Annotated in this window: 24 protein-coding genes and 2 pseudogenes; 12 read left to right on the forward strand and 14 right to left on the reverse strand. The window is 71.6% G+C overall.

Annotated elements, in window-relative coordinates:
* Nucleotides 1-5: 5 nt before the first annotated feature.
* A complete protein-coding gene (locus AB0L56_RS28565) occupies nucleotides 6-953 on the reverse strand; it encodes a methionyl-tRNA formyltransferase (RefSeq protein WP_365428221.1) in 948 nt (315 codons plus the stop codon).
* A gap of 121 nt (nucleotides 954-1,074) precedes the next feature.
* Between AB0L56_RS28565 and AB0L56_RS28570 the strand changes: the two genes are divergently transcribed.
* Both AB0L56_RS28570 and AB0L56_RS28575 read left to right on the forward strand, forming a co-directional pair.
* Entirely contained in the window at nucleotides 1,075-2,418 is a 1,344-nt protein-coding gene (locus AB0L56_RS28570; protein ID WP_365428224.1) for a lysine N(6)-hydroxylase/L-ornithine N(5)-oxygenase family protein, read from the forward strand.
* A 173-nt stretch (nucleotides 2,419-2,591) separates the two neighbouring features.
* On the forward strand, nucleotides 2,592-2,876 hold the full coding sequence (locus AB0L56_RS28575) for an ABC transporter permease (protein ID WP_365428227.1): 285 nt from the start codon (nucleotides 2,592-2,594) through the stop codon (nucleotides 2,874-2,876).
* 38 nt (nucleotides 2,877-2,914) lie between these two features.
* Here the strand turns inward: AB0L56_RS28575 and AB0L56_RS28580 are convergent, their stop codons facing one another.
* Nucleotides 2,915-3,160 (reverse strand): DUF5302 domain-containing protein, encoded by a 246-nt coding sequence (locus tag AB0L56_RS28580; protein WP_365428230.1) that lies wholly within the window; start codon nucleotides 3,158-3,160, stop codon nucleotides 2,915-2,917.
* A 269-nt stretch (nucleotides 3,161-3,429) separates the two neighbouring features.
* The gene (locus AB0L56_RS28585) at nucleotides 3,430-5,328 is read right to left on the reverse strand and encodes an ABC transporter ATP-binding protein (RefSeq protein WP_365428233.1); all 1,899 of its coding nucleotides are present in this window, start codon (nucleotides 5,326-5,328) and stop codon (nucleotides 3,430-3,432) included.
* 380 nt (nucleotides 5,329-5,708) lie between these two features.
* Here AB0L56_RS28585 and nhaA point away from each other — a divergent pair, with 380 nt between their 5' ends.
* Nucleotides 5,709-7,580 (forward strand): Na+/H+ antiporter NhaA, encoded by a 1,872-nt coding sequence (gene nhaA / locus AB0L56_RS28590; protein ID WP_365428235.1) that lies wholly within the window; start codon nucleotides 5,709-5,711, stop codon nucleotides 7,578-7,580.
* Nucleotides 7,581-7,612: 32 nt separating this feature from the next.
* Here nhaA and AB0L56_RS28595 read toward each other — a convergent pair whose 3' ends face one another.
* Nucleotides 7,613-8,251: a PASTA domain-containing protein gene (locus AB0L56_RS28595; protein WP_365428238.1), complete on the reverse strand. Its 639-nt coding sequence runs from the start codon at nucleotides 8,249-8,251 to the stop codon at nucleotides 7,613-7,615.
* 125 nt (nucleotides 8,252-8,376) lie between these two features.
* Nucleotides 8,377-8,649 (reverse strand): hypothetical protein, encoded by a 273-nt coding sequence (locus AB0L56_RS28600; protein ID WP_361028184.1) that lies wholly within the window; start codon nucleotides 8,647-8,649, stop codon nucleotides 8,377-8,379.
* Between the two features lie 314 nt (nucleotides 8,650-8,963).
* Between AB0L56_RS28600 and AB0L56_RS28605 the strand changes: the two genes are divergently transcribed.
* On the forward strand, nucleotides 8,964-9,677 hold the full coding sequence (locus AB0L56_RS28605) for an SMI1/KNR4 family protein (RefSeq protein ID WP_365428242.1): 714 nt from the start codon (nucleotides 8,964-8,966) through the stop codon (nucleotides 9,675-9,677).
* Between the two features lie 322 nt (nucleotides 9,678-9,999).
* Nucleotides 10,000-10,155, forward strand: a complete 156-nt coding sequence (locus AB0L56_RS28610; protein WP_365428245.1) for a hypothetical protein — start codon at nucleotides 10,000-10,002, stop codon at nucleotides 10,153-10,155.
* Nucleotides 10,156-10,197: 42 nt separating this feature from the next.
* Here the strand turns inward: AB0L56_RS28610 and AB0L56_RS28615 are convergent, their stop codons facing one another.
* The 5 genes and pseudogenes from AB0L56_RS28615 to AB0L56_RS28635 all read right to left on the reverse strand — a co-directional run.
* Nucleotides 10,198-10,758 carry a GNAT family N-acetyltransferase gene (locus AB0L56_RS28615; protein ID WP_365428248.1) on the reverse strand — a complete coding sequence of 187 codons (561 nt, stop codon included), beginning with the start codon at nucleotides 10,756-10,758 and terminating at the stop codon, nucleotides 10,198-10,200.
* 48 nt (nucleotides 10,759-10,806) lie between these two features.
* Nucleotides 10,807-11,139: a deoxyxylulose-5-phosphate synthase gene (locus AB0L56_RS28620; RefSeq protein WP_365428251.1), complete on the reverse strand. Its 333-nt coding sequence runs from the start codon at nucleotides 11,137-11,139 to the stop codon at nucleotides 10,807-10,809.
* Between the two features lie 155 nt (nucleotides 11,140-11,294).
* Nucleotides 11,295-13,676: a glycoside hydrolase family 3 N-terminal domain-containing protein gene (locus AB0L56_RS28625; protein WP_365428254.1), complete on the reverse strand. Its 2,382-nt coding sequence runs from the start codon at nucleotides 13,674-13,676 to the stop codon at nucleotides 11,295-11,297.
* Nucleotides 13,673-14,492: pseudogene (locus AB0L56_RS28630) on the reverse strand (carbohydrate ABC transporter permease). Before AB0L56_RS28630 ends, AB0L56_RS28625 begins: the two are co-directional and overlap by 4 nt.
* Nucleotides 14,489-14,704, reverse strand: a pseudogene (locus AB0L56_RS28635) (sugar ABC transporter permease); the annotation flags it as partial. The pseudogenes AB0L56_RS28635 and AB0L56_RS28630, both read right to left, overlap by 4 nt.
* A gap of 233 nt (nucleotides 14,705-14,937) precedes the next feature.
* On the opposite strand from AB0L56_RS28635, the gene AB0L56_RS28640 reads away from it, so the two are divergent.
* Entirely contained in the window at nucleotides 14,938-15,879 is a 942-nt protein-coding gene (locus AB0L56_RS28640) for a substrate-binding domain-containing protein (RefSeq protein WP_365428257.1), read from the forward strand.
* A 20-nt stretch (nucleotides 15,880-15,899) separates the two neighbouring features.
* On the opposite strand, the gene AB0L56_RS28645 is transcribed toward AB0L56_RS28640, so the two are convergent.
* Nucleotides 15,900-16,235 (reverse strand): DUF6343 family protein, encoded by a 336-nt coding sequence (locus AB0L56_RS28645; RefSeq protein ID WP_361028160.1) that lies wholly within the window; start codon nucleotides 16,233-16,235, stop codon nucleotides 15,900-15,902.
* Nucleotides 16,236-16,383: 148 nt separating this feature from the next.
* Here AB0L56_RS28645 and AB0L56_RS28650 point away from each other — a divergent pair, with 148 nt between their 5' ends.
* Nucleotides 16,384-16,809: a DUF2267 domain-containing protein gene (locus AB0L56_RS28650; RefSeq protein ID WP_365428260.1), complete on the forward strand. Its 426-nt coding sequence runs from the start codon at nucleotides 16,384-16,386 to the stop codon at nucleotides 16,807-16,809.
* Between the two features lie 14 nt (nucleotides 16,810-16,823).
* Complete coding sequence (locus AB0L56_RS28655; RefSeq protein WP_365428263.1) at nucleotides 16,824-17,468, forward strand: alpha/beta fold hydrolase; 645 nt, start codon at nucleotides 16,824-16,826, stop codon at nucleotides 17,466-17,468.
* A gap of 152 nt (nucleotides 17,469-17,620) precedes the next feature.
* Here AB0L56_RS28655 and AB0L56_RS28660 read toward each other — a convergent pair whose 3' ends face one another.
* The 3 genes from AB0L56_RS28660 to AB0L56_RS28670 are packed head-to-tail and all read right to left on the reverse strand — an operon-like array spanning nucleotide 17,621 to nucleotide 19,162.
* Nucleotides 17,621-18,424, reverse strand: a complete 804-nt coding sequence (locus AB0L56_RS28660) for a hypothetical protein (protein WP_365428266.1) — start codon at nucleotides 18,422-18,424, stop codon at nucleotides 17,621-17,623.
* Nucleotides 18,421-18,786: a TraR/DksA C4-type zinc finger protein gene (locus AB0L56_RS28665; protein WP_365428269.1), complete on the reverse strand. Its 366-nt coding sequence runs from the start codon at nucleotides 18,784-18,786 to the stop codon at nucleotides 18,421-18,423. Before AB0L56_RS28665 ends, AB0L56_RS28660 begins: the two co-directional genes overlap by 4 nt.
* Before the next feature lie 49 nt (nucleotides 18,787-18,835).
* A complete protein-coding gene (locus tag AB0L56_RS28670) occupies nucleotides 18,836-19,162 on the reverse strand; it encodes a TraR/DksA C4-type zinc finger protein (RefSeq protein ID WP_361028142.1) in 327 nt (108 codons plus the stop codon).
* A 268-nt stretch (nucleotides 19,163-19,430) separates the two neighbouring features.
* Between AB0L56_RS28670 and AB0L56_RS28675 the strand changes: the two genes are divergently transcribed.
* From AB0L56_RS28675 to secD, 4 genes are read left to right on the forward strand one after another with little or no spacing between them, the layout of a single operon-like run.
* A complete protein-coding gene (locus AB0L56_RS28675; RefSeq protein ID WP_365428273.1) occupies nucleotides 19,431-20,408 on the forward strand; it encodes a sensor histidine kinase in 978 nt (325 codons plus the stop codon).
* Entirely contained in the window at nucleotides 20,405-21,091 is a 687-nt protein-coding gene (locus AB0L56_RS28680) for a response regulator transcription factor (protein WP_365428276.1), read from the forward strand. Before AB0L56_RS28675 ends, AB0L56_RS28680 begins: the two co-directional genes overlap by 4 nt.
* A complete protein-coding gene (locus AB0L56_RS28685; protein WP_365428279.1) occupies nucleotides 21,088-21,507 on the forward strand; it encodes a hypothetical protein in 420 nt (139 codons plus the stop codon). The genes AB0L56_RS28680 and AB0L56_RS28685 overlap by 4 nt, the downstream gene beginning before the upstream one ends.
* A gap of 42 nt (nucleotides 21,508-21,549) precedes the next feature.
* The gene (secD, locus tag AB0L56_RS28690; protein WP_365428282.1) at nucleotides 21,550-23,829 is read left to right on the forward strand and encodes a protein translocase subunit SecD; all 2,280 of its coding nucleotides are present in this window, start codon (nucleotides 21,550-21,552) and stop codon (nucleotides 23,827-23,829) included.
* The last annotated feature ends 181 nt before the right edge of the window (nucleotides 23,830-24,010 follow it).

Raw genomic sequence — 24,010 nt, forward strand, 5'->3', positions numbered from 1 at the left:
GTGTCTTACGGACGGTCCGTCAGATAGCCGCCCATGGTGCGGAAGTAGTCGGTGGCGGCGTACTCGGTGCCGTCCTCGGTGCGCACCCGCTCGACCACCAGACCGGGCAGCCGCCCGGACCGTGCGCCGGCGCCGGCCACGACGACGACTCCGTCGCCCTCGCGGATGAAGATCCGGCCCGGCGTGCCGCCGTAACGGCCCTTCGAGACCGATGCCTTGAGGATCCGGACCCGCGCGCCGCGGTGGTACGTGAAGGCGTTCGGGTACGGATCCGACTGGGCCCGCACCAGCCGCTCCAGGTCCGCGGCGGGCCACGTCCAGTCGATGCGGCTGTCCTCCAGGGACCGCTTGTGGAAGAAGCTCGACCTGGAGCGGTCCTGCGGTGTCCACACGGCCTCGCCGGAGGCGATGAGGCCGAGGGATTCCCTGACGATCGGGCCGATGAGGTCGACCGTGCGGTGGAACAGGTCCGTCGCCGTGTCGGTGGCACCGACCGGCACCGAACGCTGCATCAGGATGTCGCCCATGTCGAGGTCGGCGTCCATGCGGTGAGCGGTGACGCCGACCTGCTTCTCACCGTTGATGAGCGCCCAGATGAGCGGCGAGAAGCCCGCGTAGGAGGGCAGCAGCGAGTCGTGGATGTTGAGTGTGCCGTGCGGCGGGAGGTCGTAGATCTCCGGGGGCAGCCAGGTACGCCAGTTGTTCGCCACGACGAGGTCCGGCTCCGCCTCCTTGAGCGCGCTCAGCAGTTCCTCGTCCCCCGGCCGGTCGCGCAACAGCACCGGCACACCGTGCTTTTCGGCCAGGTCGGCGACCGAGTCGTTCCAGATCCTCTCGTACACATGGTCGCTCTCGGGATGGGTGACGACCAGGACCACCTCGTGCTCGGGGTCCAGCAGAGCTTGCAGCGTCCGGTGTCCCCAGGTCTGGTAACCGAACATGACGACCCGCATCCAAGCCTCCTCGGCATTGCTAGGTAAGGCTAACCTTATCTAGCATGTGCCTGTTGAGGGGAGCCTGTGTCCGTTCATGGGAGAACGCTTCGGCTTCCCCCCTACAGGAGGCGATGACGCGGTGACGACGCTGCACACTGGGCCGGACTCCATCTACGACGTACTGGGCATCGGTTTCGGCCCGTCCAACCTCGCACTCGCCATCGCGGTCCACGAGCACGGCGCGGCCTCGTCCTCCGGGGACGGACTGCGGGCCGGATTCCTGGAACGGCAGCCGCGGTTCGGCTGGCACCGCGGCATGCTCATCGACGACGCCACCATGCAAGTGTCCTTCCTCAAGGACCTGGTGACGATGCGCGACCCCACCAGCGACTTCACCTTTCTGAACTATCTGCGAGAGCGCGGGAGGCTGGTCGACTTCCTCAACCAGAAGACTCTCTTCCCCCTGCGCATCGAGTTCCACGACTACTTCGAGTGGGCGGCCGCCCGTGTCGGCCATCTCGTCGAGTACGCCGCGGACGTGGTCTCCGTGAAGCCCGTCACCGAGGACGGCGAGGTCCGCTGGTTCGACGTCACCAGCCGTGATCCGGACGCGCCGGAGCGGCTGACGGTGCGCCGGACCCGCGCCGTCTGCGTGGCCACCGGCCTGGAGCCGCATCTGCCGCCCGGTGCCGAACTGTCGAACCGTGTTTGGCACAACAGCGAGTTACTTCCCCGCGTGGACCATCTCCTGCGCTCGGAGACACCGGTGCGCCGTGCCGTGGTGCTCGGCGCCGGCCAGAGCGCCGCCGAGACGGTCGACTACCTCCACCGCCGCTTCCCCGGGGCCGAGATCTGCTCCGTGTTCGCCAAGTACGGCTACACACCGGCCGACGACAGCCCGTTCGCCAACCGGATCTTCGACCCCGAGGCCGTCGACGTGTTCTACGCCGCCTCGTCAGAGGTGAAGCAGTCACTGAACGACTACCACCGCGGCACCAACTACTCCGTGGTCGACATGGACTTGATCGAGTCCCTTTCGCGGACGATGTACCAGGAGAAGGTCCAGGGCACACAGCGGCTGCGGATGATGAACGTCTCCCGGATCCGCGAGGCCGCCTCCCGCGCGGACGGCGTACGGGTGACGGTGGAGTTCCTGCCGACGGGGGAACGCGAGACACTCGACGCCGACGTGCTCGTCTTCGCAACCGGCTACCAGCCGAGGGGGATCGGCGACCACCTCGGAGACATCGCCAAGCTCTGTCTGCGCGACGAGGAGGACCAGCTCCGCGTCGGACGGGACCACCGCGTGGAGACCGCCCCCAACGTCACCGCGGGCATCTACCTCCAAGGGGCCACCGAGCACACCCACGGCCTCACCTCGACGCTGCTGTCCACCACCGCCGTCCGGGCCGGGGAGATCCACGCCTCCCTCCTCGCACACCGCTCCTCACCCGCCGCAACGGCGACGACTTCCCGCGGGTAGGGACGACACACGTGCGCCGTCGCGCCGCCGAAACCCTGCTGCCGGTCGACAGCACGCTGGCCGCCGCCTCGCCGTCCTGCTGCTCGCGGCCACGGCGGTGGCGGCCGACTTCCGGCTCTTACCCGACGCGTCGTACGGGCGGGCCCGCGAGGTCGTGACGGCGGAGTGCGGGCGTGCGGGCGTGCGGGCAACTCGCCGCGGCCGGGCGGTACGGCGAGGTCGAGGCCGTCCTGTCCCTGGGCCTCCCGAAGCGGGACGCCCACCTCGAAGCCGCCCGCGGCGCCGCAATGCTCCTGGCCGGCGCCTCCCCCGTGCGGGCGGCCGCCGTCCAGGTCTTCGTCCCCGTCGCACTGCTCGCCGTAGAGGCCCTGTCCGTGGCCCTGACCGTCGAACTCGTCGCCCGCCGCCGGCTCCATCGCACGGGCGTGCCGGCAGGGCGGGCGCGTGGCGGGGCGTGACCAACGCATCCCGGCCACGCCCCGACCGCACCGCTTGCTCAACCGCCGCTCTTGCGCCGGAACGACCGCTGACTCGCTGCCGGACCGTGCGCCGCACGCACCTTCGACGCATCGGAGTTGGCGGCGCCGGCGGCGGCCTCCGCCTGGGCACTGCGCTTTCGGGCCAGGGCTTCGCGGAACTTGCGCTTGATGTCGTCCGTGCCGTCGGCGTCCGGCGCCACAGGGGACGTCTCGGGGGCGGCCGGCTCCTCCGAACCTTCCGTGGATGCGTGATCTGCGGTCATGGTGACCTCCTGGGTTCGTGGGGCGGGCAGGCACAGCTTGTCATGCCGGGCGTGCTGCGGGGCTTGTCATGCCGGGCGCGCTGCGGGGACGCCGTCGTCCCGCTCCGCTCGGCCGCGCTCTCGGGGCGGCGCCGCTCAGCCGTTGCGACGTATCCGGGCGGCCCTGCGGGCATCCTTGGCCCTCCGGGACGTGCCGCCCGCGCCGCGGGAGGTGACCTTGCCGGTGCCGAGGCCGCGGAAGGGTGTCCACGGGACGGCGCGGGGCCGGGTCAGGTGCGGGCGCCGGTCGGTGCCTCCCGGTCCGGGGCGGGGTCGGCCGGTTCCGTGAGTCCGGTGGGACCGGTCGGCGGCTGGGCGTCGTCGGGGGCCGGTTCGGCGTTCTCTCCGAGGAAGCCGCCCGACTGGTGCTGCCACAGTTTGGCGTAGGCGCCGTCCGCGGCGAGCAGTTCCTCGTGCGTGCCCTGTTCGACGACGCGTCCCCGGTCGAGCACGACGAGGCGGTCCATGCCGGCGACGGTGCTCAGACGGTGGGCGACCACCAGGGCCGTACGCCCCTCCATCAGCCGCCACAGCGCATCCTGGACGAGGAGCTCGCTCTCCGAGTCCAGCGCGCTGGTCGCCTCGTCGAGCAGCAGGATCGGGGCGTCGCGCAGGATGGCCCGGGCGAGGGCGACGCGCTGGCGCTGGCCGCCCGAGAGTTTCACTCCCCGCTCCCCCACCAGGGTGGCGAAGCCGTCGGGGAGCTGGTGGGCGAACTCGGTGACATGAGCGGCCGCGGCCGCCGCGTGGATCTCCGCCTCGGTGGCGCCGGGCCGGGCGAAGGCGATGTTGTCCCGCAGGCTGCGGTGAAACATGGCGGGTTCCTGCGGGACGCAGGCGATCAGTGAGCGCAGGTCGGCCTGGCGCAGCCGGCTGATGTCCTGACCGCCGATCAGGACGCGTCCGGCGTCGATGTCCGACATCCGCAGCAGCAGCCGAGTGAGGGTGGTCTTGCCCCCGCCGGACCTGCCGACCAGGCCGATCCGCGCGCCTGCGGGCACGTCCAGGTTGAGGCCCTCGAAGATGGGCTTCGCACCGGCGTGGGCGAACGTCACGGCCTCGAAGCGGATGCCGGTGTCCTCTGGGGACAGCGGTTCGGGGTCGGTCGGGTCGAGCACGGTGGGCGGGTCCAGCAGCAGCTCGGTGAACTGGGCGGCCTCGGTCATCGAGCTCTCCAGCCGCCGGTAGATCTGGTTGAACTCGAACATCATCTGGGTGGCGCTGGAGTAGTAGGTGAACGCGACCACGATCTCCTCCACCCCCTGGCCCGGGCTTCCGAAGGCGATGGCCACCAGCAGGCCCAGCACGTTGGTCAGCACGGACATGGGGGCGATCAGGGTGTCGACGCGCAGATTGCCGTAGTCCCACGACTTCAGCGTCAGGCGCCGGGACTCCGCGACGCGGCTGCGGTGCTCCTCGGCCTCCCGCCGCTCGGCGGCGAACGCCCGGATGGTCTCCATGTTGGTGAGGCTGTCGGCGACATGGCCGGAGACCCGGGCGATCGCCGCCTCGCGTGCGTTGACGAGCGCCTGACGGCGGCGGATGAGGGGCACGGCGGCCACCACGGTCACGGCGATCATCAGCAGCAGGCCGACGACCAGCATCGGTGCGTAGCTCCAGAGAACCACGGCGCCGAAGACGAGGGGCACGAGGCTGCCCACGATCCGGTACGTCAGGGTGTCGACGAAGTCCTCGAAGCGCTTGCCGAAGCTCAGCACCCGTTTGGTCAGCGAGCCGGCGAAGTTGTCGTGGAAGAACGCGGCGTCCTTGGCGAGGAGTTCGTCCATGCCGCTGACGTACAGGTGCTCGATACCGAGGGCGTCGACCCGGTTCAGGCAGTGCAGCCCGATCCGCCACACCGTTTCGGCGAGCAGCAGCACCACGCCGAAGCCCAGCACGTACGGCAGTGCCGAGGCGAGGGTCAGGCCACCGTCGTCGGCCGCCTGTCCCGCCAGTTTGGCGATCAGCAGAGGGGCCACGTAGCGGATGCCGATGTTGCCCACAGCCGGCAGGAGCAGCGCGGGCAGGGCAAGCCGTCGTAGTCGGAAGATCTCCTGGCCGTAGCGGCGCAGCGCGAGAACGACCGCGCTCCTGCCCGGCGTCGGCCCGTGTACATCGGTGGTCGCCATCACACTCCCGGGAGGTCGGAGTCCGGAGTCTCCCGCGGGAGGACGGCACCGGTCCAGGCATTTACCGCGGATGGGCGACAACCGGACACTACCCCGCATGCTTCCCGCGTCCGGTGAGGTAGGTGGCCGGTGCGGCCCTGCGCACCCGGGCCCGGGACGGACTCGACCTGTCCGGGCAGGTGTGGCGGGCGACTGCCCCTCCCCCACCCGGTGCCCCTCATGACCTGAACGGCGCAAGGATCGGCGTCCCGGAGCGCTGGAACCCGCGCCGGGCGCAACGATCGGACCAATGAGAGGGAGACACCGCTGGAACCGAACGCGCCGCGCACGCGGGTCCGTGCGCGACCCGGGGGACGCCGACGGGTCGGCAAGGGGAGCCTGTGACACGTACGAACAACGACTCCCAGACGCGGGCCGGGCGACGCTCACTGGCCAGCCAGCTCTCCGACCGGGTGCGCTCCTACCTGGCCACCGAGGCGGGCAGCGCCGGCCTGCTGCTGGTCGCGGTCGTGGTGGCCCTGGTGTGGGCCAACTCGCCCTGGTCGGCCTCCTACACCACCCTGTGGTCGACCGAGCTGTCCGTGTCGCTCGGCAACGCCGAGCTCTCCATGGACCTGAGCCACTGGGTCAGCGACGGCCTGATGACCCTGTTCTTCTTCGTCGTCGGCCTGGAGGTCCGCTACGAGATCTCGGTCGGCGCGCTGTCCGGCCGCGACCGCATCATGCTCCCGGCCCTGGCGGGAATCGGCGGGATGGTCGTGCCCACGGCGATCTACCTCCTGATGGCGCCCGAGGGCGAAGCGGAAGGCGGCTGGGGCGCGGTCATCGGCACCGACACCGCCTTCATGCTCGGGGCGCTCGCCCTGGTGGGGCCCCGGTTCGCCACTCAACTGCGGGTCTTCCTACTGGCCATGACCGTCATCGACGACATCGTCGCGGTCAGCGTCATCGGCCTGGTCTACTCGGAGACCATCCACCTGGTGCCGCTGCTGGTGGGGCTCGCGCTCTGTGCGGCCCTGGCCATGCTGACCCGCCTGGGCGTCTGGCGGTCGGCCCCGTACGTGCTGCTCGTCACCGGGCTGTGGCTCACCACGCTCGAGGCCGGTCTGCACGCGTCCATCGCGGGCATGATCGGCGGCTTCCTCATCCCCGCCCACCCCCCTGTGCCCGAGTTCCTGGACCGTGCCGCCCGGCTCTTCCGCGCCTTCCGCCAGTCGCCGAGGGCGGACGTCGGACTGTCGGCGCGTCTGGGGCTGCAACGCGCGGTGTCGGTCAACGAGCGGCTGCAGTTGATGCTGCATCCCTGGGCGAGTTACGTCGTCGTCCCGTTGTTCGCCCTCGCCAGTGCCGGTATCGACCTGCGCGGAGGCGTCCTGGGACGCGCCCTCTCCTCCTGGCTGACCTGGGCCGTCGTCGTCGGCCTGGTGGTCGGCAAGCTCGTGGGCATCTGGGGCGGGGCCCACCTCGGCACCCGTCTCGGGCTCGGGCAGCTTCCGAAGGGGGTGGGGCTCGGCCATGTGGTGGGCGGGGCCGCCCTCTCCGGGATCGGCTTCACCGTCTCCCTGCTGATCATCGGACTCGCCTTCGACGACCCGGCGCTGCGCGCCCAGGCGACCGTCGGCGTCCTGATCTCGGTGGTCCTCGCCACGGCCCTGGGATGGCTGGCGTTCCGTCTCGCCGCGGCGCTGCGCGGCGAGACGGACGCGGACCTGCCGCGTTTCCTCGACCGTCCGGTCGACCCGGAGGTGGACCACATCGCCGGCCCCGTGGACGCACCCCTCACCCTGGTGGAGTACGGCGACTTCGAATGCCCCTACTGCGCCCGCGCCACCGGCGTCATCCACGAACTGCGGCAACGCTTCGGCGACCGGCTCCGCTACGTCTTCCGGCACCTGCCGCTCACCGACGTCCACCCGCACGCCATGCTCGCCGCCCGGGCGGCCGTCGCCGCCGACGAACAGGGACGCTTCTGGGACATGCACGACATGCTCTTCGCACACCAGGACAAACTGGAGTTCGAGGACATCGCCGCCTACGCCATCGAGCTGGGACTCGACATCGAGCGGTTCCTCGAAGCCATCGACAGCGAGAGAACCGCCGAACGGGTACGGGCGGACATGGCCAGCGCGGAGGCCAGCGGGGCGCTCGCCACCCCGACCTTCTTCGTCGGCAACCGCCGGCACGTCGGGCCGTACGACGCGGAGACACTCGCCCGCGAGCTGGAGGCATCCGCGGCCGACCACTCGTCCTGAGCCGAGCTCAGGGTTCAGAATCCGCTACCCGGTCAGCAGCTTTCGCCGAACTTGACGGCCCCGATCGTCACCGGCTGTCCGTCGAGTTCCGCCCCGGCCGCCGGGTCGGTCGAGCAGACCTGCCAGTTCGACTCGACGAGCACCATCCGGTCCTGGCCGGACACGTCGTCGACGACGATGCTGGTGGAGCCGTCGAGCGCCTGGCGGGCGACCTTGACCGACTTGCCGGCGAAGTCCGGCATGGTGCCACCGGCCTCCTCGGGTTCGGCCTGGTCGCCGCTCGCGGGACAGCTCTCCTCGAGCTTGACGGTGCTGAAGTCGACCTTCGTGTCGGTCGGGTGTGTGCCGGGCGCCGGGGTCTGGGCGCAGACCTTCCAGTTCCGGTCGAAAAGCTGGTTCCGGCCCCGGCCGAGCGCGTCGTGGGACGTGAGGTGGTAGAAGCCGGCGGCCTGCGCCTCGTCCTGGGCGCTCTGCAGTCCCTTGCCGGCCATGTCCGGCAGCGCCGCGGCGGACTTGGTGTCCACCGAGGGTTCCTCGGCCGCCTCGCCGGTGTCGGAAGCCGAAGGGGCGGTGGACGCGGCGTCGTCCGTGCCGGTGTCGGCGGTTGGACCGCAGGCGGTGAGCGCTGCGAGCAGCAGCGTCGTGGCTGCGGAGACACGGGTGATGCGCATGGTGAACCCCAAAGGTGTGGCAGAAGTCTCCGCTCCCGCCGGCTTGGCGCTCTGGCGGGTCTCCGGGCTCGAGCCGTCAGTATGAGGGTCACCGGCGTCCAGCGGTCGGTGTCGACCAGGGGCGGTCAGGCAGCGGTCCCATCCGGTTGACGGCCCCGGGCCGGCCTGAACCAGACGTACAGAGTGCGGGCGAAGCACAGAACGGCCAGAGGGAAGGCGATGCTGTAGTTGCGGATTCTGCCCTCGTGCGCCTCGATCGCCTTCTCCTGCATCTCCGCGTAGCTGCCGCCGCCGCCCTGTCCGCTGTAGTCGTCACACCTGTCGCCAGGAGTCATCGCCTCGCCGCCGCAGTCCGGCGCCGCGCTCGGGTCGAAGCCCAGGTTCAGGACCACGGACACGACCGCGAAGATCAGAGCTCCGAGTCCTATCAGCAGGGGAAGACACCCGGGTACGTACTGACCACTCGACCCGCTTCGCCCTGACTGTCCCCCCGGCTCACCCTCCGGCGTTGCCGTCATGTCGCTCCCCTCCGTCACTGCGCGCACACTTGTCCGTCTCGTCCGCGGTCGGCACGCACGTCCTCAACGACCGGCGTTTCTCGGCCTGGAGCGCTTTTTCTACCATGGGATCCGACGGTGGATGACGTGCCCCGTCACACGGACCGGGCCTAGCCGGGTCCGCAACTCCTGTCGACTGTTTGGGAGGTGAAGCGGTGGGCGGGACCTGGGCGGGGGTGCGAGAGCGCGTTCTCGCGCTGCGGAATGCGCCGCACTGGAGGGTGGTGTTCGGGGCCGACTTCCACGACCACGGCCATAAATTCCAACTGCATCCCGTCCTGAACGGGGAACAGCTGCGAGCGGTTGAGCGGCGGTTCGGGACCGAACTGCCGGAGGAGTACCGCACGTTCCTCCTTCAGGTGGGGGCCGGTGGCGCGGGCCCGGACTACGGCCTCTTCCCGATGAAGCCGTCCGCGCCCGGCGTCCTGTCGGCCACCGGCCGCTGCGCGCTGCCCTTCCACCCCGGGCTCACGGCTGAGCTCGACCAACACGAGTGCGCGGAGCCCCAGCGGGCCGACTACCCGGACGACGATGCCTTCGCTGCCGCGCACACCCCCTGGGTGGCCCGCCACGAGGAGCTGTACGACGCACTGACCGAGGGCACCCTCTGCATCAGCTCCCAGGGCTGCGCGTACTACTCGCTCCTGGTGGTCACCGGCCCCCATCGCGGCACCATATGGGAGGACGTACGGACGGTCGGCGAGGGCGTGGTGCCGGTCGGACGACGCGGCACCACGGAACCCGCTACATTCGCGCAGTGGTACCTGAACTGGCTCGAAGACGCCGAGCGCCGCGCCTGGGACGAACGGAGCGAACCACCGCCGCGCCCGCGGCTCACCTCGGACCATAACCTGTCCGGCGAGTCATGAGCGGAGCCAGAGGCGTACGGCTGCAGCGGCTACCATCCCGTGGAAGACATACACGGGCGGCGCGCGGTGCGGCAGGGGCTGTCGACCGCGACCAGCAGATCGCGTCGGCCGGTGTCCGTGTACTGGGCGAGCGCGGGACTCACGGTGCGGGCCAGCGTCTCCCACCCCGACGGCCCTGGGACCGCAGCTGTACGCCCTGCGGGTCGACTCGGCCAAACTCGACGCGCATTTCCTCGCCGGCTGTCTGCGCGCGCCCTCCAACGGGCGGCAGGCGGGTACCCACGCCTCCAGCTCGTCACGGGTCGACATCCGGCGCCTGCAGGTGCTCCACCTCCCTCTGCGGGAGCAGCAGGCGTACGCCGAGATCTTCCGGGACCTCCGGGACTTCGAGGCACGACTCGGCACCGCCGAAGGCCTGGGCAGGAGACTGGTGAGCGACATCTCCGACCTGCTCGCCGCGGGCGGGCTCGGCGTCTGACCTCGCCCGAGGCTCTCCAGGAGCACGTCCAGCGCCGTCTCCTCATGCAGGGCGACACCCAGCGCCTCCGTGCGCGTGACCAGGGGGCCGCAGGCCGAGCCACTGCTCGGCGTCCCACGCGTGGAACCGCTCGACCTCCGTAAACCCCAGCTTGGCCGCGAGGCGCATCGAGCGGACGTTGGCGGTCTGGGTGGCGAGCACCACCGGCTCCCCCGGAAGGACGTCGTCGAGCCAGTCCAGTGCCGCCGCGCACGCCTCGGCGGCGTACCCGGATCCCCACGCCCGCGGCAGGAACAGGTAGCCGAGGTCGATCTTCCCCGCGGCGGCCGGGCGGCGGTCCTGTGGGGCTCTCCTGAGCAGGATCTGGCCGATCATCGCCCCGTCGAGAGCGACGACGAAACTCCCGGGCCATCTCTCGGGCACTTCGGGCATCTCGCGCTCGAGCTCGCTGCGCGGGCGGGCGCCGCCGAGGTAGGTGTGCACGTCCGGCGACGCCAGCAGCTCGATGAAGGCCGCACGGTCGCCGGGCTCGGGCTCACGGAGTACAAGCCGCTCGGTCCTGATCGGGGCGGGCGGCCAGGCGACGGGTCCGAGCTCAGTCATGCCGGCCACTCCATCAGCGGGCTCGCAGGTGATCAAGTGCCGTGTCCCTCATGGCAGTTCCGGGCGTGTCAGAGCCCTCGCGAAGGGCTCGCCCGTGCGGCGGGCGTACGTCATGCGCTCGCGGACCTCCCTCAGGGTGCGCGGACGGTATCCGGGCCCGCCGCAGCAGCTCTTGTGGAAGTGGACACCGGCGTGGAGGAGAACGGACAGCGTGCGCCAGGCGGCGGTGTCCCGGCGCGGGGGCGCCCCGAAGGCCGACCCCACGTGGATCAGAGGTTCCGCGCAACGGGGGCAGACCCGGTGCGGCCGTTCCCTGTCGTACGGCTGCTTGTACGAAGCCCGGCACGGCAGGCAGACGTAGGAGCTCTTCCCATGGCCCATGCCGTCAGGGTAGGCGACGGCCGCGCGTTGCTCGACGGAGTTTTCTGAAGCGGGGGTGCCAGGAGGATCGCTTGACCCGGACTTCGCTCGAGGCTGCCCCAGACACAGTCCCCGCCCCGCAGGCGCCGGGCGGGGACTGTGTCTGGGGACCCGGGTCAGGCCTGCGTCAGAGGCTCCTGGGTGAGCGTTGCGTGGAAGTGGCGGGTGTGGTTGACCTGGCGTTCCGGGCCCGTGAGGGTGACCCTCGCCGCCAGGCGGGTGTCGGTGCTCGACGCGGCCAGGCGCAGTTCCAGGGCCCCGGGTTCCACGACCCGGCGGCCGTCGCGGCCGGTGAAGGACGCGACGTCGGCCGGGACCGTGACGCGGATCCGTCGGGCCTGCCCCGGCTCCAGCAGGACCCGGGTGTAGCCGACGAGGCGCTGCACCGGCTGGACGACGGAGGCGACCGGGTCGTGCAGATAGAGCTGGACGACCTCCGTGCCGGAGCGGTCGCCGGTGTTGCGGACGGTGAGGGCGAGGGTGAACTCGCCGTCCGTCGGGGCCTCGTGCGCGTCCACGGCGAGGTCGCTCCAGGCGAACGTCGTGTACGTGAGGCCGTGGCCGAAGCCGAACGCCGGGGTCGGGTCGACGTTGGACACCTCGCTGACCTGGGCGAGCCGTGCACCGAGGTAGGTGGTCGGCTGGGAGCCGGGGCCGCGCGGCACGCTGACCGGGAGCCGGCCGGAGGGGGCCGTACGTCCGCTGAGCACACCGGCGATCGCCCGGGTGCCCGCGACTCCGGGGAAGAAGGACTGCACGATCGCCGCGGACTCGGCGGTGGCGCGGCCGAGGGCGTAGGGGCGGCCGGCGAGCAGCACGGTCACCACCGGCGTGCCGGAGTCGAGCAGCGCGTCCAGCAACTGCTGCTGGGCGCCGGGCAGCGCGAGGGACTCCGCGTCGCAGCCCTCGCCGCTGGTGCCGCGGCCGAACAGGCCCGCGCGGTCGCCGAGGACGGCGACGACGATGTCCGCCTCCCGGGCCGCGTCCACGGCCTCGTCGAGGCCGGCGAGGTCCCCGTCGTCCACGCCGGTGCCGCGGACGACGGTGATGTGCGCGTCGGGGAACTCGGCGGCCAGGGTGTCCCGCAGGGTGGGCAGGTCGATGCCGAGCGGGACGTCCGGGTGCTGCACGCCCACGTGCTGGGGCAAGGAGTAGCAGCCGAGTACGGCGGTGGCCTCGGCCGCGTTGGGGCCGACCAGGGCGATGCGGCGGGGCGGGGCGAGCGGCAGGGTGCCGTCGTTGGTGAGCAGGACGATCGCCTTCTCGGCGATCTCGCCGGCCAGTTCGCGGTTCTCGGGGCTGTCCAGGTCGATCGTGCCGCGCAGGGCGTCGGGGTCGTCCAGGTCCGCGCCGTCGAGCGCGGGCGGCACCGGGCTCCAGTCGCGGTCGAGCAGGCCCAGCTCCGCCTTCTGGGTGAGGACGCGGCGCAGGGCGCGGTCGATGAGCGACTCCGGGACCCGGCCCGCGGCGACGGCCTCGGCGAGCGGTGCGCCGTACGTCTTGACGGTGGGCAGTTCGACGTCGACACCGGCCTTGAGCGCGGCGCCCGCGGCGTCCGCCCAGTCGCCGGCGATGCCGTGCAGGGTCTTGAGGAAGGCGATGCCGAAGTAGTCGGCGACGACGGTGCCTTGGAAGCCCCAGGTGTCGCGGAGCAGCCCGGTCAGCAGGCTGTCGTCGGCCGCGGCGGGGACGCCGTCGGTGTCGGTGTAGGAGTGCATCACCGAGCGGGCGCCGCCCTCGCGGATCGCCATCTCGAAGGGCGGCAGCAGGACGTCGGCCCGTTCGCGGGCGCCCATGGGCGCGGGGGCGCAATTGCGTCCGGCGCGGGAGGCGGAGTAGCCGGCGAAGTGCTTGAGGGTGGCGACGATTCCGGCGGATTCGAGGCCCTGCACGTACGCGGTGGCGATGGTGCCGACGAGGTAGGGGTCCTCGCCGATGGTCTCCTCGACCCGGCCCCAGCGGGCATCGCGTACCACGTCGAGCACGGGCGCGAGTCCCTGGTGGACGCCGACGGACCGCATGTCGCGGCCGATGGCCGCGGCCATGCGCCGCACCACGTCCGGGTCGAAGGTGGCGCCCCAGGACAGCGGGACGGGGTAGGCGGTGGCGCCCCAGGCGGCGAAGCCGGCAAGGCACTCCTCGTGGGCGACGGCGGGGATGCCGAAGCGGCCCGCGCCGGTGATGCGGGACTGGGTGCGCAGCAGGGAGAGCGCGCCGAGTGCCGGGTCGACAGGTGCGGTGCCGAAGGGGCGGGTGAGCTGGCCCAGTCCGCTGGGGAGCAGCGCGTCGAGGTCGACGGTCTCCTCCATGTCGTGCTGGTGGGGGGCCACTTCGGCGCCGTTGGCGGACGCGCCGACCCACACGCCGTACAGCTGGGCGATCTTCTCGTCCAGCGTCATGGCGGCGATCAGTGCGTCGACCCGGTCGGCGACGGGGCGGTCGGGGTCGTTCCAGAGGGGGATTTCGGGGGTGGTCTCTACGGCCACGTCGGCAGTCACTTTCCTCCGACACCCATCAGACCCTGGACCAGGGCGCGACGGGCGAACAGGTAGACGAGCAGGATGGGCACCATGGAGAGCACCACGGCTCCCAGCAGACCGGGGATGTCGATGCCGTGTTCGGTCTGGAAGTTGTACAGACCCAGGGTGACGACCTTGCTGGAGTCGGACTGGGTCAGGGCGAGCGGGAACAGGAAGCCGTTCCATGCCTGGAGCGCGGAGAAGACCACGATGGTGGACAGTCCGCCCCGGGACAGCGGCAGGACGAGTTGGAAGAACATGCGCCGCGGGCTCGCTCCGTCGATGGCCATGGCCTCATACAGTTCCGGCGCGATGTCACGCATCGCGCCGCTGAGGATCAGCGCCGACATGGGCAGACAGAACGCGGCCGTGGGCAGGATGACGCCGAGCAGGTTGTCGTACAGCCCGGCTTCGCTGATCAGGTAGAACATCGGCACGATGACGGCCTGGGCGGGGATGGTGAGTCCGAGGAGGAACAGCCGGAAGATCGCCGACGTGGCACGGCCGCGGCTGCGGACGATCGCGTAGGCGAGCGGCGGTACCAGCAGCAGCACGATGCCGATCACGCAGGCGGTGACGACAAGGGTGTTGAGGAAGTACTGGCCGAAGCCCGAGTCGAAGGCACCGGTGTAGTTGTCGAGCGTGAGGCTGTCCGGGGGGGGAGATGGGGCCGTTGTCGGCGTAGTCCTGGCGGGTGCGCAGGGTCGCGGCGAGCAGCACGTACAGCGGCAGGCCGACCAGGAAGAGCCAGATGAGCGATCCGGCGCCGGCCACGTAGTTCGGTCGGCGCCTCATGACACACCCTCCATGGAGCTGCGCATCTTGTCGTAGCCGGAAGCCCGGACGACGATCAGCGAGATGATCGTGGCCGCGACGACGAGGACCAGGGCGATCGCGGAGCCGGTGCCGTAGTCGAAGCTCTTGAACGCCTTGTCGTACATGTAGTAGGCGCTGATGGTGGTGTCGGTGCCGGGGCCGCCCTGGGTCAGGATGAGGACCGTCTCGAACGCCCCGCCGTTCCCGTCACCGCAGGCCGAGAGGATCAGTGCCAGGGCGAGCGTCGCAGCGCAGACGACCAGTCTGGCAAGCGCGCACGTGTCGTCATCGTTCGCCCTTCGAAAGTTTCGGAGACCTCACCGAAAGCCATGCCGTGGGACAGTAGGTCAGACAGGAGTTTCGGTCAACGGTCGAACATTACTCACCCAAACTGTTATCGCGCGCGGGACCGTGTCCTGCGTGTATGCACGATGAGGACGAGACGGGTGGCGGCAGAGTCACCCTGGCCAGGGTGGCGAAAGAGGCCGGCGTTTCGATGCCGACAGTTTCGAAGGTGCTCAACGGCCGAACGGATGTCTCCCGAGCCACCCGCGCCAAGGTGGTACGCCTGCTGGACGTCCACGGGTACCGCAGGCGCGCCCAGCCGTCGTCCCGCTCCCCGCTCATCGACATCGTGTTCCACGAGCTGGAGAGCATCTGGGCGATGGAACTGATCCGGGGCGTGGAGAACGTCGCCAAGGAGAACCGCGCGACGGTGGTGCTCACCGAGAGCGGCACCCGGCACACACCCGCACCCGAGTGGCTGCCGGGCCTGCTGCGGCGCAGGCCGCTGGGCGTCGTGCTGGTCTGCTCCTCACTCCCGGGAGACATCAAGCGCCGGCTCAGGGCCGCGGCCATCCCGTTCGCCGTCATCGACCCGGCGGGCGACGCCGACCCCGACGTGCCCTCCGTCGGCTCGGCGAACTGGGCCGGGGGCCTGGCCGCCACCCGCCATCTCACCGGCCTCGGCGACCGGCGGGTCGCGATCATCACCGGCCCGAAGGTGCAGAGGGGCTTCGCACACGCCATGGAACTCCTGGAGGGTCCCGAGCGGCCGACGGCCGTCTTCGCGGGGAGCGACCTCCAGGCGCTCGGCGTGCTGGAGGCGGCCCGGGTCAAGGGGCTGCGCGTCCCCGAGGACCTGTCGGTGGTCGGCTACGACGACGTCCCGCCGGGCCAGTGGTCCAGCCCGCCCCTCACCATGGTCCACCAGCCCCTGCGTCACATGGCCGAGGAAGCGGCCCGCATGCTGCTCCGCCCGGACGATCCCGGGACGGCGGCGCAGCGCATAGAACTGGCGACCCAGTTGGTGGTCCGGCAGAGCACGGCCCGGCTCGAAGATGAGGGTGCAGCCGCGGACCGCTGATCCGCCTCGTGAGCCGGCGGTCAGCGGGCGATGCCCCGCTCCCGTCGCAGACGGCGCAGCACGACGAGCAGGTCCAACAGCGCCGTCAGCGCGAGCACGCCGCAGACCACGGCGAGGAGCACCAGCGGCCCGCGGCCCGGGCTGTCGTCGGGGCCGGAGTCCGCGGCCCACACGGCGAACAGGGCGCAGCCCGCGAGGAACAACGGCAGGAAGAGCCCCGCGAGCAGCCGGCGCAGCCGCAGCGGGCTCCGCGCGGTGACCGGTTCGGTGCCGCTCCGGGGGTACCGGCGGCCGAACGTTCCGGAACGGGCCCGGGAGACCGGTTTCCCGGCCCGGTGGGTACGTTCGTCTCGCACGCCGTACACCTCCTCGTCCGCGTTCGCAGGGGACCGGGTAGCCCTCGGCGACGAGGGCAAACGGGCGTCCGTTGGTCCGGGCACGTTCGGGGGTACCCGGCGACCGACCATCGCGGACCAGCGCACCATGAGGAAGGACACCCGCCTCATGCAGCACGATCAGATCATCGGAAAAGTGCAGGCCCTGGCAGGGCTGCCGGACCGGGGATCGGCCGAAATGGCGACCCGCGCGGTGCTGACGACGCTGGCCGAACGGCTGCCGTCCGGGCTGACCGACCACGTGGCCGCCCAGCTTCCCCCGCCCCTGGCCGCCCCTATGCGACAGGCAACGGACTCCGCCGCCGAGGGGCCGAGGGCCACCTCGGGTGAGCGCTTCGGCCTGACCACGTTCGCCGGCCGGATCGCCGGCCGTGCGGAGACGGACGAGGACGCGGCCCTGCGGGAGGCCGCCGCCGTACTGGAAGTGCTCGACGCCGCGCTCACCCCGGAGCTGACGGAGAAGGTGGCCGCCGCGCTGCCCAAGGACATCGGCAGTCTGCTGCCCGTCGCCCGGGCGGCCGAGGACACCCGCTGAGGAGGTGACCTGACATGGTCTCGGAATCCGTGACGGTTCCCTCGGGTGGCGCCGCCCTGGCCGGTGACCTCGAGATTCCCGTCGGGGCGCGCGGGATGGTGCTGTTCGCTCACGGCAGCGGCAGCTCCCGGCACAGCCCCCGCAACCAGGCCGTCGCCACCGCGCTGCAACTGGCCGGGTTCGGCACGCTTCTCCTGGACCTGCTGACCGAGCAGGAGGAGATCGAGGACGCGGCGACCGGCCAACACCGTTTCGACATCGGTCTGCTGGCTCGGCGGCTGGCGCACGCCATCGACTGGCTGGAACAGCGCCCGGACACCGTGGACCTGCCGGTCGGTCTGTTCGGCGCCAGCACGGGAGCCGCGGCCGCCCTGGTGGCGGCGGCCGAGCGTCCCCAGAGGGTGTCGGCGGTCGTGTCGCGGGGCGGACGCCCCGACCTGGCGGGGGACGCGCTGGCCCTGGTCTCGTGCCCGGTACTGCTCATCGTGGGCGGCAACGACACGACGGTCCTCGAACTCAACCGCCGGGCCGCCGAGCAGCTGACGGCCGCCCCGCACCGCATCCATGTCGTCCCCGGCGCGACCCATCTCTTCCCCGAGCCGGGCGCGCTGGAGCAGGTGGCGGACCTGGCCGCCGAATGGTTCCGCGAGCATCTGTGACATGGCATGCGGCGAGCTGCGGCGCGGAACACTCCGCGGCCCGCCCCTCGGTCAGCCGGAACTGCACGACACCGTCGGCCAGCTCCCGTTGCCGTTGCTCTGAATCGACGTCGTGTCTCCTTCGTCCGGGGTCGCAGGCAGCCGGGGGTGAATCAGATGCTTCCGGTGACGGAGGGGTGGTGGTGCGCCGCGGCGAGCAGGCCGGCGGCGCCCCGCACGGCGGCGGTGTGCGGGGACGGCACCGGCTGGACCGGGCAGCCGAGGCGGTCCGGAAGGTCGCGGGTGATGTCGGGGCGCAGCGCGCCGCCGCCGGCCAGCAGGACGCCGCGGCGCAGGGCGGTGCGGGTCAGCGCGGTGCGGTCCCGCCGCAGCATCGCCGTCACCATCCCGGTCACCGCCTCGGTGATGAGCTCGGGCTCCGTGCCGTCGGTCAGGTCCGCGGTGCCCAGCGCGGCACGGCGGGCGTCGGTCACCGCGCCGTCGGCGAGCAGTACCACCTCGGTGAGGTGGGCGCCGAGGTCCACGACGAGCAGCGGCCGGATGTGGTCGGCGCCCGCGGCCAGCGCCACAGCCCGGGCCCCCGGGACGGTCAGCACAGCACGCGGATTGAGGACCTCCACGGCGGTGCGGGCCTCGGTGCGGAAGGCGAGCCCGTCCAGCACCGGTGCCGTCACGACGACCAGCGGCCGGCCGATCCTCGGCATCCGGTGCCCGAGGAGCCGTTCCAGCATGCGGGCCGTGCCGGGGGTGTCGACGATGGTCCCGCGCTGGATGGGGTGCACGGCCCCGGTGCCCGGGAAGGTCACGGTGGGCACGTCGAGGACCATGCCCCGGCCGGCGATCCACGCGCGTGTGCGGGCGCTGCCCAGGTCGAGAGCGATACCCGAGCAGCGCCGGCACAGCGGCCAGTGCCGGTGACGTACGGGAGCCGGCCGGGGGCGCCGGATCACGGTCACCGGCCGGCCTCCCTGACCTGCTGACAGCGCCCGCAGTAGCGGGCCTGGGGGACGATCAGCAGGCGGTGGCGTTCGACCGGGCGGCGGCACAGATGACAGGTGCCGTACTCCCCGGACTCCATCCGGGCGAGTGCCGCCTCGACGTCGGCGAGCACCATCCGGGCGGAGGCGGCGAGCTTGACGCCGACCTCGATCTGGGCGGCGTCCGCCTGCCGGCGCCCGTCGTCGGCACGGTTGGTGGAGGCGAACTGCCGCAGCTGCTCCTGGCGGAACTGCCGCTGCTCGTGCAGGTTCTCGCGCAGCGCGGCGAGGTCCTCGGGGGTGAGGGCCGCGTCGCGCTCGCCGATGGTCTGGTGGGTCACCACTGCACCCCTCGGGCAGAGCGGGAGAGAAGGACGGTCGTGGCGGGCGTCAGGCCGCGCGGCGCTGGCAGGCGACGCAGTAGCGCGTGTGCGGGAGGATCTCCAGCCGCTCCGGCGGGACGGCCTTGGAGCAGCCCTGGCAGGTGCCGTAGGTGCCGTCGTCGACCCGGGCGAAGGCCTCGTCGATCTCCGTGAGGGTGCGCTTGATCGCGTCGATCTGGTTGGACATCAGGTGGTCGCCGGGGCTCTGCCCGGTTTCGTCGAGCGCCTTGAGCTGTGCCAGCCGGGTCGTGCGGGCGTGTTCGAGCCGCTGACGGACCTCGGCCGCGGCCGGGAGTGCGGTGCGCGGTTCGGTGCGGGGCAGGTCGAGCGACACGTGGTCCTCCTCGAAGGCGTACGGGTGATGTCCTCACCATCGCCCGTTTCGTGCGTCGCGCCCATCGGGCGCGGTACCCATCTGTGCGGGGTCCCAGGACCCACCCCGTACGGATGGGTCCGACGGAGGACCGGAAATGGGGTGCGGGGCCCATCGACACCCGCCGTGCGGGCCGTGCACGCTGGCCGCTGTCCGCCGGGACCATGGGCCGCGGCCGCACGACGAGGCACGGTGACCGACAGTAGAGGCAGACGAGAAAGAGGAAGGCGTGACCTCCGTGTCCCTGTACTGGCGGATCTTCGGGCTGAACGCGGTGGTGCTGGGAAGTGCCACCGCGCTGCTGTTGTGGGCTCCCGTCACCGTGTCCGTTCCGGTGCTGCTGACCGAGGCGGTGATCCTGGTGGGCGGGCTCGCCGTCATGCTCGTCGCCAACGCCGCGCTGCTGCGTATCGGGCTGGCCCCGCTGGACCGCGTCACCCGGCTGATGACGACGGTGGACCTGCTGCGCCCCGGTCAGCGGCTGCCGGTACGGGGCGGGGGCGAGGTCGCCGAGCTGGTCAGCGCCTTCAACTCCATGCTGGAGCGGCTGGAGAGGGAACGCGTCGCGAGCAGTGCCCGCGCCATCCTCGCCCAGGAGGGCGAGCGGCGCCGTATCGCCCAGGAGTTGCACGACGAGGTGGGGCAGAGCATGACCGCCGTGCTGCTGGCCCTGAAGCGGGCCTCGGACGAGGCGTCCGAGCCGCTGCGCGGTGAGCTCCAGCAGGCCCAGGAGATCACCCGGGAGAGCCTCGACGAGGTCCGCCGGCTGGTGCGCCGGCTGCGCCCGGGCGTCCTGGACGATCTCGGGCTGGTCAGCGCGGTGACATCGCTCGCCACCGAGTTCGCCACGCACACCGGGCTGCGGGTGGTGCGCCGTTTCGACGCGGATCTGCCGGGGCTCGACCCTGAGACGGAGCTGGTGATCTACCGTGTGGCGCAGGAGAGTCTGACCAATGCCGCCCGGCACGCCGAGGCGCGGTCCGTGGAGGTGAGCCTGCGCGCGGTCGACTCCGGCGTCGTCCTGGAGGTGATTGACGACGGGCGCGGCATCGGCGCCGCGCACGAGGGCGCCGGACTTCGGGGCATGCGGGAACGTGCGCTGCTGATCGGGGCCATGCTGGATCTATCGAGCCCGGACGGGAACTCCGCGACAGCGCGCGGGACGCGTATCCGGCTCACCGTGCCCGCCGTCAGGAAGCAGTCATGACCCCTCAGGAACACCGGCCCGGCCACCCGACGCAGTCGAAGATCCGGATTCTGCTCGCCGACGACCACGCTCTGGTGCGGCGCGGCGTCCGGCTCATCCTCGACCGGGAGCCGGACCTGGAGGTGGTGGCCGAGGCGGGTGACGGTGCGGAGGCGATCGCCATGGCCCGGACCCATGACATCGACCTGGCGGTGCTGGACATCGCCATGCCGCGGCTGACCGGTCTGCAGGCCGCGCGTGAGCTGACGGCGCTGAAGCCGGGGCTGCGCATCCTGATGCTGACGATGCACGACAACGAGCAGTATCTGTTCCAGGCGCTGAAGTCGGGGGCCGGCGGCTATGTGCTGAAGTCCGTCGCCGACCGGGACCTGGTCGCCGCCTGCCGGGCCGCGATGCGGGACGAGCCGTTCCTGTACCCGGGTGCGGTGACGGCGCTGATCCGCAACTACCTCGACCGGGTCCGGCACGGGGAGGAGGCGCCGGAGCAGCTGCTGACGCCGCGCGAGGAGGAGGTGCTGAAGCTCGTCGCCGAGGGGCACTCGTCGAAGGAGATCGCCGAGCTGCTGGTCATCAGCGTCAAGACGGTGCAGCGGCACCGCGAGAACCTGCTGCACAAGCTGGGGCTGCGGGACCGTCTGGAGCTGACCCGCTACGCCATTCGCGCCGGGCTCGTCGAACCTTGACCGCCGCCCCGCGGGGACGCTCCGCCCGCCTTCCGTTCCGCCGTGCCGCGTCGGCCCTCGCCGCCTTCGCGGCCATACTGCTGACCCTCGGGGTCACCGGCGGTGCCGCGTTCGAGTCCGGCGCCGTGTCCGCCCCCGCGACCTCCCCCGAGCCGGCGCCCGCGTCGTACTCCTTCGACACCCGTCCGTACAGCGACGACGCCTACGTCGGTGCCCGCACCGTGCTCACCCGGCCGGAGCGGGACGTCGGGGAGCGGTCGATGTCCGCCGGGCATGTGCTCTTCACCGAGGCGTACACGCCGCCCGTCCCGCCGCGGCCGGTGCGTCCGGCACCGGTGGCCGGGCATGCGCAGCCCCCGGCCGCGCACATGCCGTCGGATCCGGGACGCGCCCCTCCCCCGCCCTCCAGCACCTGAGATTCCCTCTTCCTCTTCTCCGCGTGCCTGCTGGAGGCATCTGTGAATCGTCCCGCCCGCCTCAGGGCGTTGTTCGCGCTCGCCGTGATCGTCGCATCCGTGTTCGTCGCCGTCACCGTTCCGGTCCGTCTGGGACTGGACCTCCGGGGCGGCACCCAGATCGTCCTGGAGACCCGTTCCACCGAGACCGTCGAGGCCGACACGGAGGCCACCGACCGCACCCTGGAGGTCCTGCGCGGCCGTGTCGACGCGCTCGGGGTGGCCGAACCGAGCATCGTCCGTTCCGGTGAGAACCGGATCATCGTCGAACTGCCCGGCCTGCAGGACCCGCGTCAGGCGGCCGACGTCCTGGGCCGTACCGCTCAGCTCTCCGTCCACCCGGTGCTCGGCATCGCCTCCGCGACCGACAAGCCGCAGAAGAAGGGCGAACGGATCCTGCCCGACGAGGCCGGAGAGCGGCTCCGGCTGGGCGACGCCGCGCTCACCGGCCAGGACGTGAAGGACGCCGAGGCGCGCTTCGACCAGCAGGGCGGCGCGGGCTGGCATGTCACGGTGGACTTCGAGGACGACAAGGCCTGGGCCCGGCTGACCGGTGAGGCCGCCTGCAACCCGCCGGGCGACCCGAGGCGCCGGGTCGCGATCGTGCTGGACAACAAGATCATCTCCGCTCCCCAGGTCGACCCGTCCGTCTCCTGCGGCGCGGGCATCACCGGCGGCTCCACCCAGATCACCGGTTCGTTCAGCAGCGAGGAGGCCAAGGAACTCGCCCTGCTGATCAAGGGCGGCGCACTCCCGGTGCCGGTCGAGACGGTGGAGCAGCGGACCGTGGGCCCGACGCTGGGCGCCGAGGCCATCAAGGCGAGTGCCTGGGCGGCCGTCGTCGGTACCGCGCTGACCGCGGTCTTCATCATCGTCGTCTACCGGCTGATGGGCGTCCTGGCCACCCTGGCCCTGCTCTGCTACGGCCTTATCTCCTACGCCGCTCTCGCCGCCCTTGGGGCGACGCTGACCCTGCCCGGACTCGCCGGTTTCGTCCTGGCCATCGGTATGGCGGTGGACGCCAACGTGCTGGTCTTCGAACGGGCCCGTGAGGAGTACGGCAAACGCAACCGGCGGCCCAGCAGCCGCTCGGCCCTGACCGCCGGCTTCAAGGGCGCGTTCAGCGCCATCGCGGACTCCAATGTCACCACGCTGATCGCGGCGGTGCTGCTGTTCCTGCTGGCGTCGGGACCGGTGAAGGGCTTCGGTGTCACGCTGGCCATCGGTGTCATCGCGTCCATGATCAGCGCCCTGGTGATCACCCGGGTGCTGGCCGAGTTCGCGGTGGCCCGCCGCTGGGTGCACCGCCGGCCGGAGCTGACGGGGCTGGCCTCGATCGGGCGGGTCCGCACGTACCTCACCCGGCGCAATCCGCAGCTGATGCGGCGTCCGCTCCGCTGGCTGGCGGTGTCCGCCGTCGTGCTCGTCCTCACCGGCGCGGGCATCGCGGTGCGCGGGCTGAACTTCGGTGTGGAGTTCACCGGCGGCCGGCTGATCGAGTACTCCACCAGTAATCCCGTCGACCCCGACCGGGCCCGGGAGGCGCTGGCCGACGCCGGCTTCCCGCAGGCGGTGGTGCAGTCCTCCGGCGACAACCAGCTGACGGTCCGCACCGAGGAGCTGACCAACGCGGAGGCCGCCGAGGTGGCCGACGCCATCGAGGAGGTCGGCGGCGGCGCGGAGAAGGTCCGTGACGAGCTGATCGGCCCGAGCCTCGGCGAGGAGCTGCGGCGCAACGCGCTGATCGCCCTCGGTCTGGCGCTCGCCGCCCAACTGCTGTACCTCGCCGTGCGGTTCCGCTGGATGTTCGGCGCGGGCGCGGTCGCGGCGCTCGCGCACGACGTGGTGATCCTGACCGGCATCTTCGCCTGGCTGGGCAAGCCGATCGACGGTGTGTTCCTGGCCGCGCTGCTCACCGTGATCGGTTACTCGGTGAACGACTCGGTGGTGGTGTTCGACCGGATCCGCGAGCTGTGGCGCAAGGACAGCAAGGCACCGCTGGACCAGGTGACGAACCTGGCGGTCCTCCAGACGGTGCCTCGTACGGTCAACACCGGTATGGGTGTGATCTTCATCCTGGCCGCGCTGGCCCTGCTCGGCGGCGAGTCACTCACCGACTTCGCCCTCGCCCTGCTGATCGGCATGCTCGTAGGCACATACTCCTCGGTATTGACCGCATCCCCACTAGCCATCGAACTCAACAAACACGCCACCAAGGGCCCCCGAGGCCGCGGCACCCCCAAGCGCCGCCCCCGAACCAGGCCCACCAACCAGGACACGTAACACGCCCGGCGGCTCCCCGCCCGGGAGCCGCCGGACCCGACGCGACGGCACCCCGCCGACGCGCCCCCGCGTGCAGTCACGTGCCGCCCTCCGCGGGCAGTCGTGCCGCTGGGGCGGCACGGGTGGGCGCGACGGCACCCCGCAAGCGCCGGGCTGCGCGAACACCCCCCGGCCCGCACCA

The sequence above is a fragment of the Streptomyces sp. NPDC052079 genome (assembly GCF_040680275.1).
Lineage (GTDB): Bacteria > Actinomycetota > Actinomycetes > Streptomycetales > Streptomycetaceae > Streptomyces.